General features: G+C 39.6%; 17 protein-coding genes and 1 other RNA gene. 11 read left to right on the top strand and 7 right to left on the bottom strand.

The window, feature by feature from the left end; genetic code table 11:
* Position 1 precedes the first annotated feature (1 nt).
* Together fabZ and lpxA are read left to right on the top strand one after the other, a co-directional pair.
* A complete protein-coding gene (gene fabZ / locus E0H81_RS14300; protein WP_171458399.1) occupies positions 2 to 487 on the top strand; it encodes a 3-hydroxyacyl-ACP dehydratase FabZ in 486 nt (161 codons plus the stop codon).
* The gene (gene lpxA, locus E0H81_RS14295) at positions 484 to 1,272 is read left to right on the top strand and encodes an acyl-ACP--UDP-N-acetylglucosamine O-acyltransferase (protein ID WP_131319825.1); all 789 of its coding nucleotides are present in this window, start codon (positions 484 to 486) and stop codon (positions 1,270 to 1,272) included. The genes fabZ and lpxA overlap by 4 nt, the downstream gene beginning before the upstream one ends.
* 55 nt (positions 1,273 to 1,327) lie before the next feature.
* Here lpxA and E0H81_RS14290 read toward each other — a convergent pair whose 3' ends face one another.
* A complete protein-coding gene (locus E0H81_RS14290; protein WP_131319823.1) occupies positions 1,328 to 2,188 on the bottom strand; it encodes a YbgF trimerization domain-containing protein in 861 nt (286 codons plus the stop codon).
* 295 nt (positions 2,189 to 2,483) lie between these two features.
* Between E0H81_RS14290 and ffs the strand changes: the two genes are divergently transcribed.
* Positions 2,484 to 2,580, top strand: an RNA gene (gene ffs / locus E0H81_RS14285) — signal recognition particle sRNA small type.
* A gap of 44 nt (positions 2,581 to 2,624) precedes the next feature.
* Here the strand turns inward: ffs and E0H81_RS14280 are convergent.
* The 4 genes from E0H81_RS14280 to E0H81_RS14265 all read right to left on the bottom strand — a co-directional run bounded on the left by E0H81_RS14280 (position 2,625) and on the right by E0H81_RS14265 (position 5,886).
* Positions 2,625 to 3,227, bottom strand: coding sequence for a regulatory protein RecX (locus E0H81_RS14280; RefSeq protein ID WP_131319821.1), 603 nt, complete (start codon positions 3,225 to 3,227; stop codon positions 2,625 to 2,627).
* Positions 3,228 to 3,314: 87 nt separating this feature from the next.
* Positions 3,315 to 4,358: a recombinase RecA gene (gene recA / locus E0H81_RS14275; RefSeq protein ID WP_067724567.1), complete on the bottom strand. Its 1,044-nt coding sequence runs from the start codon at positions 4,356 to 4,358 to the stop codon at positions 3,315 to 3,317.
* A 411-nt stretch (positions 4,359 to 4,769) separates the two neighbouring features.
* A complete protein-coding gene (locus E0H81_RS14270; RefSeq protein ID WP_131319819.1) occupies positions 4,770 to 5,207 on the bottom strand; it encodes an RNA-binding S4 domain-containing protein in 438 nt (145 codons plus the stop codon).
* The gene (locus E0H81_RS14265) at positions 5,200 to 5,886 is read right to left on the bottom strand and encodes an HAD-IA family hydrolase (RefSeq protein WP_131319817.1); all 687 of its coding nucleotides are present in this window, start codon (positions 5,884 to 5,886) and stop codon (positions 5,200 to 5,202) included. Before E0H81_RS14265 ends, E0H81_RS14270 begins: the two co-directional genes overlap by 8 nt.
* A 13-nt stretch (positions 5,887 to 5,899) precedes the next feature.
* On the opposite strand from E0H81_RS14265, the gene E0H81_RS14260 reads away from it, so the two are divergent.
* Positions 5,900 to 6,754, top strand: a complete 855-nt coding sequence (locus E0H81_RS14260; RefSeq protein WP_131319816.1) for a 3'(2'),5'-bisphosphate nucleotidase CysQ family protein — start codon at positions 5,900 to 5,902, stop codon at positions 6,752 to 6,754.
* Between the two features lie 56 nt (positions 6,755 to 6,810).
* The gene (locus tag E0H81_RS14255) at positions 6,811 to 7,548 is read left to right on the top strand and encodes a histidine phosphatase family protein (protein WP_131319814.1); all 738 of its coding nucleotides are present in this window, start codon (positions 6,811 to 6,813) and stop codon (positions 7,546 to 7,548) included.
* Positions 7,549 to 7,976: 428 nt separating this feature from the next.
* Here E0H81_RS14255 and E0H81_RS14250 read toward each other — a convergent pair whose 3' ends face one another.
* Positions 7,977 to 8,420 (bottom strand): META domain-containing protein, encoded by a 444-nt coding sequence (locus tag E0H81_RS14250; RefSeq protein WP_131319812.1) that lies wholly within the window; start codon positions 8,418 to 8,420, stop codon positions 7,977 to 7,979.
* Between the two features lie 423 nt (positions 8,421 to 8,843).
* Entirely contained in the window at positions 8,844 to 9,110 is a 267-nt protein-coding gene (gene rpsT, locus E0H81_RS14245) for a 30S ribosomal protein S20 (RefSeq protein WP_131266479.1), read from the bottom strand.
* A 215-nt stretch (positions 9,111 to 9,325) separates the two neighbouring features.
* Between rpsT and E0H81_RS14240 the strand changes: the two genes are divergently transcribed.
* The 6 genes from E0H81_RS14240 to E0H81_RS14215 all read left to right on the top strand — a co-directional run.
* Positions 9,326 to 9,991, top strand: coding sequence for an NAD(P)H-binding protein (locus E0H81_RS14240; protein WP_131319810.1), 666 nt, complete (start codon positions 9,326 to 9,328; stop codon positions 9,989 to 9,991).
* Between the two features lie 12 nt (positions 9,992 to 10,003).
* The gene (gene rraA, locus E0H81_RS14235; protein ID WP_131319807.1) at positions 10,004 to 10,516 is read left to right on the top strand and encodes a ribonuclease E activity regulator RraA; all 513 of its coding nucleotides are present in this window, start codon (positions 10,004 to 10,006) and stop codon (positions 10,514 to 10,516) included.
* Positions 10,517 to 10,538: 22 nt separating this feature from the next.
* Entirely contained in the window at positions 10,539 to 11,315 is a 777-nt protein-coding gene (locus tag E0H81_RS14230; RefSeq protein WP_131319805.1) for a glutathione S-transferase N-terminal domain-containing protein, read from the top strand.
* Positions 11,316 to 11,621: 306 nt separating this feature from the next.
* A complete protein-coding gene (locus tag E0H81_RS14225) occupies positions 11,622 to 12,305 on the top strand; it encodes a LuxR C-terminal-related transcriptional regulator (RefSeq protein WP_131319803.1) in 684 nt (227 codons plus the stop codon).
* A complete protein-coding gene (locus E0H81_RS14220; RefSeq protein ID WP_131319801.1) occupies positions 12,302 to 14,182 on the top strand; it encodes a sensor histidine kinase in 1,881 nt (626 codons plus the stop codon). Before E0H81_RS14225 ends, E0H81_RS14220 begins: the two co-directional genes overlap by 4 nt.
* A 119-nt stretch (positions 14,183 to 14,301) precedes the next feature.
* The coding region (locus tag E0H81_RS14215; protein WP_165492633.1) for a transposase at positions 14,302 to 14,485 on the top strand (184 nt) is incomplete at its 3' end.

Genomic DNA, 14,485 nt, shown 5'->3' with positions numbered 1-14,485 from the left:
GATGACTGAGTCGAATACTCCTGCATTTACGAAGCCTGAATTGCCAATGCACATTCAACAAATTCGTGAATATTTACCTCACCGCTATCCATTTTTATTGGTCGATCGAGTCGTTGATGTGACCGAAAATGGTATCGTTGCTTATAAAAATGTTTCGATCAATGAAGAGTTTTTACAGGGACATTTCCCGGGTTATCCAATTATGCCTGGGGTACTGATTGTTGAGGCATTAGCTCAAGTCTCTGGTATACTTGGTTTTATCATGAATAATGAAAAGCCAAGTGAAGGTTCTTTGTTTCTTTTTGCGGGTGCAGAAAAAGTCCGCTTTAAAAAACAAGTTGTTCCTGGTGACCAGCTCGTTTTAAAATCTGAGCTGGTTATGCACAAACGTGGGATTTACAAATATAATTGTATAGCCACTGTTGATGGCGTTGTAGCAACTACCGCGGAAATTATGGTTTCGCATCAGAAAATAGAGCAGGCATGAGTAATAACGATTTAATTCACCCAACCGCCATTATTGACTCATCTGCAGTTATTGCTTCAGATGTACAAATTGGTCCTTATTGTATTATTGGGCCACAGGTCAGCATTGGTGAAGGCACCAAGCTACATTCACATGTAGTTGTTGGTGGCTATACTCGCATTGGGAAAAACAACGAAATATTCCAGTTCGCGAGTGTGGGTGAAGTATGTCAGGATTTAAAATATGCTGGCGAAGAAACCTGGCTTGAAATTGGCGATCATAACTCGATTCGTGAACATTGTAGTTTACATCGTGGTACGACCCAAGATCAGGGCATCACTAAAATTGGCAGCCATAATTTATTAATGGTGAATACTCATATTGCACATGACTGTGTAGTGGGTGACCATAATATTTTTGCCAATAATGCTGGTGTTGCTGGACATGTTCATGTCGGTGACTATGTAGTGGTGGGTGGAAACTCAGGGATTCATCAATTCTGTAAAATTGATTCTTTTAGCATGATTGGCGGGGCTTCTTTAATTTTAAAAGATGTACCTGCTTATGTGATGGTTTCAGGTAATCCGGCACATGCTTTCGCGATGAATGTAGAAGGCATGCGTCGTAAAGGCTGGTCTAAGGATGTTATCCATGGATTACGCCAAGCATTTAAATTGATTTACAAAGCGGGTTTAACCACTGAACAGGCGATTCAACAGATTCGTGCGGAAATTCTTCCTGAAGTTCCAGAGGTTCAGTTGCTGATTGATTCTTTAGAACAATCCAAGCGTGGTATTGTTCGTTAATTGAATATGCTGCTGCATAAAAAAGACACCTTCTATGGTGTCTTTTTTTGTATTTTTATTTCTTGAAATAGCCCGCTTCTTCAGACTTTGGATAGTCTTTGACGAGTTTGCTTTTAAGTTGGTTGGCGAGCGTTGTATTGTGGTCTACATCTTTGGCGATACTGTGAAGCTGGTAGAGCGCTCGAGCTGCTTTAGCTGAATTCGGATATTGATTGATCACAATATTATAATTCTTTTTCGCTTCAGTGTAGTTGGTGGGTTCAATGGCTAAATTGAATTCTGCCAACCAGAAATAAGCATTACTGATATAAACACTGTTGGGATTATTTTTGATAAAGTTTTTCATCGGTGCAATGGCTTTCTTTGCACCACCTTGTTTGTAGGCATCTAAAGCAACGGTATAAGCGGCTTTGTCCAGATCAGCCGAAGAGGCGGATTGAGTATTTGTTGCATTCGCTTGAGTCGTGACAGCTGCTGGCTGAGTATTGGCTGGCTTGGCCGCTACTACTGGAGTTGGGGTATTTACGGTGCTGGGAGAAGTATCCAGTTGGTTATCCTCCTCTGGCGCTGCGCTTTCCGGATCCACTTTTTGCTGCAACAGTTCTAGGCGTTGATCCAGGTCAGTATAGCGATTGGTGAGTTCATGTTTAAGCTTTTCAATTTCATTGTCTTGTTCTTCAATTTTGCCACGCAGCGCACGAACATCATTTTCTAATTGCTGATTTTTCTGCATGATTTGCCAATTTAGATTGGTCGGTACATTGGCAGTGGTGGCACCTGAATCGATTGCGACATTATTTGCACTGGGTTCGATGCTGGTTTGACTTAAACCACGAGATTCAATTGGAATGTTGGCATAAAGTGAAGCTGAGCTAAGTAAGGCGAGTACACATAAAGCATGCTGTTTGAGCATCATAAAAACATCCATTTCGTATTCTTAGGCATATTCAAAATTTGCGACATTTAGAATGCACCTGTTTAAAAGATCTGACCACATTAAAAACGTCCATGCCATGAAATGCAATATGCATTTACAAACTTGTGGTAGGTTTAAAGTAATTGATAGTCTTGATAAAAAATATACAAAAATGCTGTTTTTAATCAATATCGTTTTTTTAATAATCAAATAAAAGCGATGTGGCTCGAAAATTGATTTGAAGGCTTGCAAGTTAAATAAAAATCTCTATACTCTGATCTTGCAATGGTAGCCCCGCTGGTGGCTTCGCAATTGTACTCTGTGAACCCCGCCAGGACCGGAAGGTAGCAACGGTAACAGAACTATGATGTGCCGAAGTTTTGCTAGTGGGGTTGCCACCAGTTTCTAAAATAATAATTCTTATCTTATCCTTCTTTTAAAACTCATCTTCTTTTCTTGTAATTGCCTTAATAATCGCATCCATTTCAAAACCCCGATACATCAAGAAGCGAATTTGCTTGGCTTTTAGTTTTGGCTCTTTTTCTACTTTTGCGCCATATTTTTTTACTTTCAGTTGATACGCCTGTTCATTCCAATCGGTTTCTTTTAATTCTTCCTGAATTAAGCTCGCATCAATTTTTTTTGATTTTAACGCCAGCTTAATCCGGTTGGGACCTTTGCCTTTACGTTTTTGACTAGATAGCATGATTTCTGCGACACGTTGGTCACTTTGATAGTTTTCTCTTGCCAGCTCATCAACCAGCTTTAAAACCTCATCACGATCCATGGCATATAGCGCAAGCTTTTCAATCAGGTCGGCTTTTGAGTATTCTCTGCGTGTCAGTACTGCAAATGCATAAGAACGTAAACGAGAGCCTGTCAGGCCTTTTGGCTTGGGCTGGGGATCATCTTCAAAGTGTAATGCATTTGATTCTATGGGAGCGGAGAATGATTCTGATGTTGATTCTGTCGATGAGTCATCAAATTGTTGTTTGATGGCTGCATAGTCAAGCATTTTGGGAAATTTTGGATTACTCATATTGTGTATCGATCACATCAAATAAAAAACGCCCCGTAGGGCGTTTTACAGTTTAACTTGAAAAATTCGACTTTAACATCATGCTATTTAAGCATCTAGCAAGTCTGGCTCTTCTTCGTCTTTCTCTTCAATTGGTTTGGTTACAGGTGTTAACAGCTTTTCACGAATAAGACGATCAAGTTCCTGTGCAATTTGAGGGTTTTCCTCTAAATGGCGGATAACATTGTTTTTACCCTGACCAATTTTATTACCTTGATATGAATACCACGCACCTGCTTTTTGAACCAGCTCTTGCGCAACTGCAAGATCAACCAGTTCACCCAGCTGATTCACGCCTTTACCATACAAAATCTGGAATAATGCTTCTCTGAACGGAGGTGCCATTTTGTTCTTCACGACTTTAACACGTGTTTCAGAACCGACAATTTCATCGCCTTCTTTCACTTGACCAATACGACGGATATCCAGACGTATAGAAGCGTAGAATTTAAGTGCATTACCACCGGTTGTGGTTTCAGGGCTACCGAACATTACACCAATTTTCATACGAATCTGGTTAATGAAGATGACCATGCAGTTAGAGCGTTTTGCATTACCGGTAATTTTACGTAATGCCTGGCTCATCAAACGTGCCTGTAAGCCCATGTGTGAGTCGCCCATTTCGCCTTCAATTTCTGCGCGAGGGGTCAATGCAGCTACGGAATCGACAACGATCATGTCAACCGCACCAGAACGAACCAGCATGTCGGCAATTTCAAGTGCCTGTTCACCATTGTCTGGCTGAGAAACCAACAGGTTGTCGAGGTCTACACCCAGCTTGCGTGCATATTGAGGATCAAGCGCATGTTCGGCATCGATAAAGGCACAGGTACCACCGGCTTTTTGACATTGTGCAATTGCTTGCAAAGTCATCGTGGTTTTACCTGAAGATTCAGGCCCGTAGATTTCCACGATACGACCTTTTGGTAAGCCGCCAATACCGAGTGCAATGTCTAGTGTTAAAGAACCTGTAGACACCGCTTCAACAGCCAGTACGGTGTTATCACCAAGACGCATTACTGTATTTTTACCAAACTGTTTTTCAATTTGGCTTAGGGCAGCATTTAGCGCCTTACTTTTATTATCATCCATCTCACAACCTCAAAACGATGTCACAAAAATATTAACTTAAGTGGATGAGTTACTTTAAAACGTGTTCCACCCAAGTATAGTGACAGATTCATTCTTTATGTTCTATATCAATCCGGTCGAGTACGACAGAATATGACGCTTAAATGGGGTCTGTTGACATTTCATAAATGGCTTGCGCTGTAGGCTAAAATTGAGCAGATGAGGCATGAGACGAAGAGAATAGCGAGACTATTTTTAAGTTTCATAACGAAATCTGAGATAATTTTAGCCACAGCCTTACAGGACGAGCATATTTTTTGCTGCTATATCGTTGCGAAGCAGTCATTTAGAATGACTAAATTTCCTGCTCCACGCCTCATATCAGCTAAAAAATATGCGTCGTCGCAAACATAGACGAAGAGTCAATAGACCCTAATCGCTGTAAGACCAGTCTTGGCCAAACTGTTGATCATTATCTTGTTTAAATTTACTGATTTGTCGGCGATCTTTTTTACTTGGCCGATGTTCAGGTCGGGCTAGATTATGCAACTTTCTTTGTGTTGTAAGCAACTCTCGTCGTGCAACACTGACTTCTGTTTCTTCATACAGTTGCTGTGCAATGGGAGCTGCCCCACGGTTTGCTGACAGTGCTTTGATCAGAATGGTTTTTCGATCAAAACCTTGCTGAATGGTCAGTTCCATTCCAACACGAACTTCTTTGGAAACTTTGACGCGTTCACCATTATGGTGGACTTTTCCGCCTTCAATGGCAGCTTTAGATATGGAACGTGTTTTAAAAAAACGTGCCGCCCACAGCCATTTATCAACACGCATGCTTTCAACAGTATTTTGTTGAGAAGGATTAGGCATATTTTTTCAGATCCTCAGCTTGTTCTAACATGACCATTAAATTGGTCAAGTCTTGTAAAATAGGATAAGGACTTTCAGTCCGTATCTTTCCTTTAGATGAGGGCTGGGCAATGGTAATTAAATTGCCAATACCAAATTTTTTTGCACTATTGAGTACTTTTTCTGTGTCATCAATAAAATAGGCTTGATTGATTGGGAATGGGTGGAGTGCTTGTAGTGTTTGCCAGAATTCGATCGACTCTTTGGCATAACCGATAGTTTCACTGCTGATAATCACATCAAAATAATCAGCCAGCTGAGTTTGTTCCAGTTTAAACTTTAAGCCTTCGCAGTCTGCATTGGTGGCAATCCAGCATGGGTAGCCATTACTTTTTAGATAATTGAGCAGCGCTAAGCAGCCTGCACGCAGCGCAACTTTATGTTTAAATTCGTGTTGCAGTGCCAATGTATCGACACCAACTTTTGCGCTCCAGAACCGGGTTGAGTACCAATTTAGGGTATGATTATGTTGCTGATAGAACTGAAATAGCGATTCAGTGCTTTGTTCGAGCGTGCAGCCATGCGTGGCCGCATATCGAATCGGAAGTTGATGATTCCAGATGAAATCATCATAAGCAAGGTCAAGGAGCGTGCCATCCATGTCAAAGATGATGGTTGGTTTTTCTGAGTAATTCGGCATATACAGGTAATCTATGTTTAAAATAACAACAGCACCACAAGATGCTTTGATTTTACAGCTTGTACCCATTGTGACACAGGCATGTGAAATTTTGCGAGTGGAATATCAGGCCTATTGTGCAGGTGGAGCTTTTGATGTCGAGCAGAAAACTGATAATTCTCCTGTGACCCAAGCCGATTATCGGGTCAATGATTTTATCAGCACATCATTACAAAAAAGTTTTCCACAGATCGCTTTATTGTCAGAAGAAGGTGACCATACCGGGCGCAAGCAATGGCAAAAATTCTGGTTGCTGGACCCTTTAGATGGAACCAAAGAGTTTCTGCATAAACGGCCTGAATTTACCATTAACCTAAGTCTGGTTGAGGGCGCACATACCACTTTTGCAATATTGGCCATTCCGGCCGAGCAGACGCTCTATATTTGCCCGAAGCAGGGCGTCCCGTTGAAATTTGAGACTCGCACCGGGCAATGGCTGGAATATGTGGAAGATGAACCTTGCACAGCAATTCAAGTGGGTTTAAGTCAAAGTAGTCAAGGCAGGTCTAAATACGCTGAATACCTGGATATCTTAAAACAGCAGGTTGAAGTTGTAGAGTTTAAAGCGGGCAGTGCCTATAAGTTTTGCATGATGCTTGAAGGGAAAGTCGATATTTACCCACGTTTCCATCCAACCAGTGAATGGGATACCAGCGCAGGTCAATGTCTGATTGAACGTATTGGCGGTGGCTTGGTTGATTTGCAGGGGCGACCATTTTTATACAATCAGCGAGATAATTTGTTGAACGGTGGCTTTATTGCGTTTAAGAATATCGAAATGAAAAAATTAGCATTCCAGGCTCTAGGACTTATGGCGAACATGCATTGAGCTGATGTTCTAACATGCTATAGTGTGCCGAACCATGTTTAATTTTTGGCTGGATCATGGCGTTAGACCTACTCCCTGCAAGCATGCTGAAGGCAATTGATTTATTGCCCGATGCAAAAACACCTGTAACTTTATTTACTCGCCACTCTATTCGAGAAGTTGTGGCTGGGCAGGGGTTGGCTGGCTACGATTTACAGTTAACCTCACAAGGTCGTGACTTGGCACAGGCTTGGGGTACCTATTTAATTGAGAATACAGACCGAAGTATTCAGCACTGTATTTCAAGCCCAATTCAACGCTGTGTCGATACGGCAGCTTTAATGATTCAGGGTGCAGATTCCAGTACGCTTGCCCAAAATACCCATTGTATTGAAATCGTCGAGCAAGGCTTGCTGGTTGAGCCGGGAAGTTTTGTACTGGATATCAAACAGGCAGGTCCATATTTTAGAAAACAGGGCGCTTTAGGCTTTATCAATAGTTTTGTTAATAATGCCTTGCCGGGAATGAAACATCCGATTACGGGCGTGGTCGATGTGCTAGAGCTTATTTATAACACTCATCCGCAAGATCATTTTGGTTTAAGTCTGGCGGTAAGCCACGATACGATTTTAGCGGCAATCATTGCGGTGATTTCTGGGCGTCATAGCATCACTCGAGAGGATTGGCCAAAAATGATGGAAGGGCTGTTTGTCTGGTTTGAAGGCGATAAGTTTCTAGAGTCGAAACTCAAATGGATTTGGCGCGGTCAGATCAATGAACTTTCGATTCGGGAATTTCAAAAATTAGAAAAATAAGACAGTCAATTCTAACAATCAAAATTTAACTCACCTCAAAAGTCTATTTATATAGTTTTATATTTTAATAGTTCTACATTTGAAAATGACCCATCTATTTTTTCCGCAATTTTAAATATCTGAGCTGTATTATTAATAGAAGCTAAATTGAAGTGAATATATTAAGTGAACTTTCTAAACTTAAAGTTATAAATAGCCATATTTCATATAAATAAATATTCTCCCTATTTCTGTTTTATAGAAAATAAATATATGCCCAATGAAAAAATTATTCAGTATTTTTTTATTGTGATCCTGAAAAGGATAAATGGTTAATCCAAATATTCAGACTTGTTATTGATGCTTTATTGCTTAGCTAAAACTATTTTAATAAATAAAAAATCCCTCTTTAATAAATAAAAAGCCCTCAAATGAGGGCTAATTTATATCTATCTATGATTTTTAAACTTAACCACTACTCTATCATTGCTATCGAGTAACTTTAATTCTGTCCTGCTAGCGTCATAGCTAACCACCTGACTTAATGCCTGGGAAAACTTTTGAGGCAAATCGGTCGTAGTTGAACACACGTTATTTTCTACTGCTTTTAGATTTGCAAATTTAATCTGAGTTCCCATAACGGCATAACCGCCCATGAATTGGTTGCAGCCATCGGTGCCGCTTACTTCACTGCTATCAAACTTTATGGTGGGAACAGCAGACTGGGCCGGGTCAGCTTTATAAACGACTTGATTGATTTCCGTTAAGACCCAATTTCTATTTTGCAATTGAGCTAAATTTCGATCGGTAGATGGATTTGGCATGGATGTGTTACAGCCCACCAACGCTAAAGAAGAGACTATACTTGTGGCTAGAATAATTTTTCTTAACATGGCTTTTCTCCAATTAATTTCTATCTAATATTAGTATCTAAAGATAATTGTGAGGCAGTTAGAACATGCAGTTAGAACACATAGTATTTTATGGAATATTCTTAGAATTCATTTGATTGTTAACTAATCATCTACAAGAGTTGATCGGAAAATAAACATGTATTGCTTTAGGTAAACAGAGCAGCTTAAACGATAAAAAGTACCCATAAATTCAACTATACGAGTAGGATTAGAATTATTTATTCATTCTATAATTGTTATATAAGTGGTTTAAGCAGCTTTTCATCATAAGCTTTCAACTCACTACCATTTAATCTTCATCCGCTAAATTGTCTGAAGGGCAAAAAATTATATATTTTACTTATGAGTGATAAATTTCAGGCGTAAAAAAAGCCCTTAACGGGCTTTTTTCAATACAACAAATTAGTTAGCTAAAGCTTTAACTTGTGCATTCAAACGGCTCTTATGACGAGCAGCTTTGTTTTTATGGATGATGCCTTTATCAGCCATACGGTCAATTACAGGTACCGCAGTTTTATATGCTTCTGAAGCAGCAGCATAATCACCAGCAGCGATTGCAGCTATTGTACGTTTAAGATAAGTACGAACCATAGAACGTAAGCTAGCGTTGTGTTTGCGTGCTTTAACGTTTTGACGAGCACGTTTTTTAGCTTGAGCAGAGTTTGCCACTCGTGCACTCCTTGAATTAGATTGGTCTGGGCGGGCTGAAATTGCAACTGAAAACCTTCATCAGAAGAATTATCACCAGCCCGTAAACAAGTGCCATATTGTGATTAAACTATGAGGCTAAGTCAAGTCTTGACTTGCTTTGACAACATTTTAGATGCATAAAAATTCTAAAGAAACCGTTAGATTAGTAATAACTTAAAGAGATTGCTTAAAAAATGACTAAATCAATTAAAAGTGCAATTGTGATTGGAGCAACGGGTTTAGTAGGTCGTGAGCTACTAAACCAACTTAATCGTACAGAAAGTTGCCAGAAAATTACCGCAGTTGTCCGTCATGAAGATTCTGCACTCAAACGCCTAGAAAAAGTACAGCAATTCATCCTGGATGATTTTCTGTTACTCAATGATGAAGATGTGAATGGATATAGCCATGCATTCAGCTGTTTAGGGACAACGCTGAAGAAAGCCGGATCCAAGCAAAAATTTCATGATATTGATTATGAAATTAATGTACATTTTGCCGACTTGTTTGAATCGACTGATACACATTATTTACTGATCAGCGCGATGGGAGCAAATATCCACTCAAATTTTTTCTATAACAGAGTGAAAGGTGAACTGGAAAAGCATATCCAGAGTTTAAATCTGCAATGTGTGTCAATACTGCGGCCCTCATTACTGTTAGGGGAGCGTCCAGAACAACGAAGTCTGGAAGACCTGAGTCAAAAGCTCTATCAGAAATTCTCGCATTTGGTTCCCGACTCATTCAAATATAAGCCAGTGACAGCAGCGCAAGTAGCTCATACTATGGTCGAGGCAGCGCAAACTCAAACTGAAAATTTTGAAATTTATGATAATTTACGCATACAAAATTCTAAATGAGGGAGCTGAAAAGTGTCTAATGCAGCATTTGTAACTTGCGATTTACTTGATGACAATCCAGAGAAAGACATTCAAGTGGTGACACCATCCATGGATGGTAAATTTTTTAAAAGCTATGGTGCGCGTAAAAGTTTTGCGGGTCAGGTCGTGACGGTTAAATGCTTTGAAGATAATTCCCGGGTAAAAGAGCTTCTGGCGACTGATGGTACCGGTAAAGTGCTGGTGGTAGATGGCGGGGCTTCAATGCGCTGTGCCTTGATGGGCGATATGATTGCAGAGTCAGCGGTTAAGAACCATTGGAATGGTGTGGTTATCTACGGCTGTGTACGCGATGTAGATGCAATTACCGAATTGGATCTGGGCGTGCATGCATTGGCTGCAATTCCACAAAAAAGTAATCGCAAAGGCATAGGCGAGGTTGATTTAACTTTGTATTTTGGTGGGGTAACTATCAATTCTGGCGATTATATCTACGCAGATAACAATGGCATTGTGGTCGCAAAAGAAAAACTAGTCGATTTATAACGACAATTGCATAAGGATAAAAATGGTGAATCATCAAATTAAAGTTGTACAGGCTTTAGCTTCAGCTTTGACTGAAGGTGGACGCGGAGTCAGTGGTACTGCATTTCCGAAACAGCCGGAAAAATCACTCAAACTTTACGAGTTTGAAGGTTCGCCATTTTGCCGTCGTGTACGTGAAGTCATGACTTTGTTGAATTTGGATTATGAAGTTTATCCTTGTCCAAAAGGTGGACAGAAGTACCGAAAAATTGTCAAAGAAAAAGGTGGAAAAAAACAGTTTCCATTTTTTATTGATGAAAACTCGGGTACTCAAATGTATGAGTCACAAGAGATCATCCATTATTTATTTAAACATTATGGCAAAACTGGAAAAACACCGAAAAAATTTGCCCAGTATCCCAAAATTCCTGTGGCTGCCTTTGCTGGAACTATGATTAATGGCGCACGTGGGGTCTGGATTAATAAAAAAATTACGGATCGTGAAGCACCAGCACAACTTTTAGAATTATGGGGTTTTGAAGCGAGTCCATTTACACGCGTTGTACGTGGGGTATTAACTGAACTGGAGCTTCCATTCATATTCCATAATGTCCCTAAAGAGCGCTGGCAAGATATGGGGCCAGCAGCTTTACGCCTCAAGCCAGGAAAATATCAAGCTCTAAAAGGAGGCAAGCGCGAAAGAGTGGTTGAGCTTATGGGGCGTGATATCCAGGTTCCTTATTTGGTCGACCCGAATACTGGAGTGAAAATGTTTGAGTCAGCGGATATTGTGAAATATTTGAAAAAACAATATAGCTGAATAATCAAAACTGCAAAAAGAAACAGCGAGATCAGCTGTTTCTTTTTATCTCAATCAATTTTTCTTTAACTTCGCCAATCATACAAACTGAATTTTATTAAAGTGATTTAATTTATTGATCAAGTATTAATCATGCATTGAATCATGAGCATTTTTATTTTATCGTGTTAAATTAAGAGAATAAGTCTTAAAGTACTCAAATAGAATTTTAATTATTAATATAAAAGTTATCAAATTACTTGGTTTTAGGGATGTTTTTTAATGGTTTTTCCCTTAAATTGGGCCAATAAAAAAAAGGGGTAGTGTGTGTCGGGAATAGAAACGATTTTACCTGTACCAGTCTTGATTGTTAAAGATGAAGATCTCATTTGTGAGCGATTAAAAAATATATTGACCGAATTGGGCTATGACAATGATGTGCTCATTTTTGCCAAAAATCTAAAACAGGCCTTCCTGCAAATAGAACAACAACCAATTTCCCTGGCATTGGTCGATCTCGGACTTCCGGATGGCAACGGGATAGAACTGATAGAAAAGCTGCGTAGTCTCGATAGCAGTGTCTTAATTCTGGTCATTTCAGCGTGGAGTACGCAAGCAAGTCTATTTGCAGCGATTAAAGCGGGCGCTACAGGTTATGTCTTGAAAGAACGGGATGATGCGGAAGTGCGCTTATCCATTCGCAGCATTTTGCGCGGCGGCGCACCCATTGATCCTTTTATTGCACAAGAAATTTTAAAGCAGATTTCAGCTTCCGTGATTACAGGCTCAAATGAGGATAGATCATTAGAGTCTGAAGCGGCACTTTTGACCAATCGTGAAACAGAAATTTTAGACTTGGTCGCCCAAGGAATGAGTAATAAAGAAATAGCAGAACAGTTATTTGTCTCTAAATATACGGTTGAAAGTCATATTAAACATATTTACCGAAAATTGGCGGTGACAAAACGAACCAAAGCGGTCAGTGCGGCACGATCCTTAGGGATTTTATGAAGCACTGCATACTGCATTTATTTTGCATATTTTTGCTGAGTTTATTCAGCCGCATTACTTATGCAGAAATAAATCAAAGTATTAATGAGCAATGTTCTGTATATATCAATTCTGTTTCTGCGGTGAAAACGCCTTCACAGACCGTTTTGCCCAAGCAAGGCTGGCAACCGGTACAATTGCCAGATAAATGGACCGATCACTGGAAAAATTATAATGGTGGTGTCTGGTATAAGATTGAATGGAACTGGTCATGTGAAAATAATGCCAGGTTAGCAGAGCCGATTGCTGTTTCAATTGATTATATTAATTCAGCGGGTGCGGTTTTTTTAAATGGGGATTTACTCTGGCGGGATCAAAATTTACAGGAACCGTTGTCTAAAAGTTGGAATATGCCACGTTACTGGATTTTACCCGTATCGGGATTAAGATCTGATCAAAATGAAATCTTGATTTATGTGAATGGTTTTGCTTTTCAATCTCCAGGGCTTGGTAATATCTCCTTTAACAATGTGCAAAGCAATTATGAAATCCATCAAAGCAAAATTTGGAACCGTAGAACTTTATTTCAAATAAACCTTATTTTATCGGTCACTTTTGGCATCATCTGTCTTGTGATCTGGTCATTAAGACGCAAAGAAACCACCTTTGGATGGTTCGCATTAAGTTCATTGTTGTGGGTGTTGTTTATTTCCAATGTGCTGGCAACAGAAACATTTCCATATCCAACCAGTTTAATGGCAACCCAAGCAAATTTGGCTTTCTTTGTCCTGTATATCCTGAGTTTCTGTATATATTTACTTCGATTTATTGAAACCCATTTAGCCAAAATTGAAGCTTCGATTTATTTTGTGACCGGACTTGTCATCGCGGGTATTTTTCTTACGCCTCAACACTCTATTTATTTGGTCTTTCCATTAATATTTTTAATCTATGTGGGCTTATTTTTCCTCACCTATTTATATATTAGCTATCGGGCCATTAAATCTCGACGATCAGATTATATTTTTTTAGCGATTTGCCTAAGCGGAATTTTCAGCTTTGCTGTACTCGATATTTTATTGTTATTGTCGGAATCCATATCTGATGCACGGCCATTATCTCCCTATACCGGACCGGTTATTACCTTTTTTGTGGTGGTCATATTGGGCACGAGATTGGCAAGAAATGTAAAAAAAGTAGAAACCTTTAATTCAGCATTAGAAGTTAAAGTTAAACAGGCTGGTGAAGACTTAAGTTCAAGCCTGAATGAAAAACATCAGTTAGAGCTTGAAAATGTCCGCTTGCAGGAAAGAATACATCTATCCCATGATTTACATGATGGTTTGGGCGCATCACTGGTGCGTTCCATGATTTTAGTGGATCAAAGTGCACATGATATTCCGAATCAGCAATTTTTATCGATGCTCAAATTATTAAGAGATGATTTAAGGCAAATTATTGATAGCGGCTCATCTGCGGATAATAAAATTCCCGTCAGTCCTGTTATGTGGGTGGCACCGGTCAGACACCGTTTTAGCCAGTTGATGGATGAATTAGATATTCATTCTAAATGGGCTTTTCCGCGGGAATGGCAGGCCGTACCCACAGCGCTACAGTGTTTGACCTTGATTCGCGTGTTAGAGGAAAGCTTGACCAATGTGATTAAACACAGTCAGGCAAAAAATGTAAAAGTATCGATGACTTATCTTTTGGAAAATCAGTTAATTTTAACCATACAAGATGATGGTGTGGGTTTTGATACGGATTGCGTGGCGCAACAGGGATTAAGTATTGGGATGCGCAGCATGAAAATGCGCTTAGAACGCATAGGGGCGGAACTTAGCTTATCTTCTGAACAGGGTTGTACGATAATCCAGGCGATTGTTCAGCTTAAATGATTGAACAAGATTCTTCTTGTTGCTAGGTATCCTTAAATAAGCCATAAGCTATTTGATGTGTGCTGAGAAAACAGGAGGTTTTAACTTGGTAAACTATAGACACTCATCAGGAGTTTACCATGAGCAAGAAACAGAAGACTTACACCGCAGAATTTAAAGTTGAAGCAATAAAATTGATTGAAGCCAATCAAGGCAATGTATCGGAAACAGCCAGACAACTTGGCATTTCAATGCAAACTCTTTCAAATTGGAATAATAAAGCAAAGACTGGCACCTTAGCAGGCACTAAACAATATTCACCTG

The organism is Acinetobacter terrestris, assembly GCF_004331155.1.
In the GTDB taxonomy this organism is placed as follows: Bacteria; Pseudomonadota; Gammaproteobacteria; order Pseudomonadales; family Moraxellaceae; genus Acinetobacter; species Acinetobacter terrestris.
The sequence above is the reverse complement of the archived record's forward strand: the minus strand, read 5'-3'. Positions and strand labels throughout refer to the sequence as shown.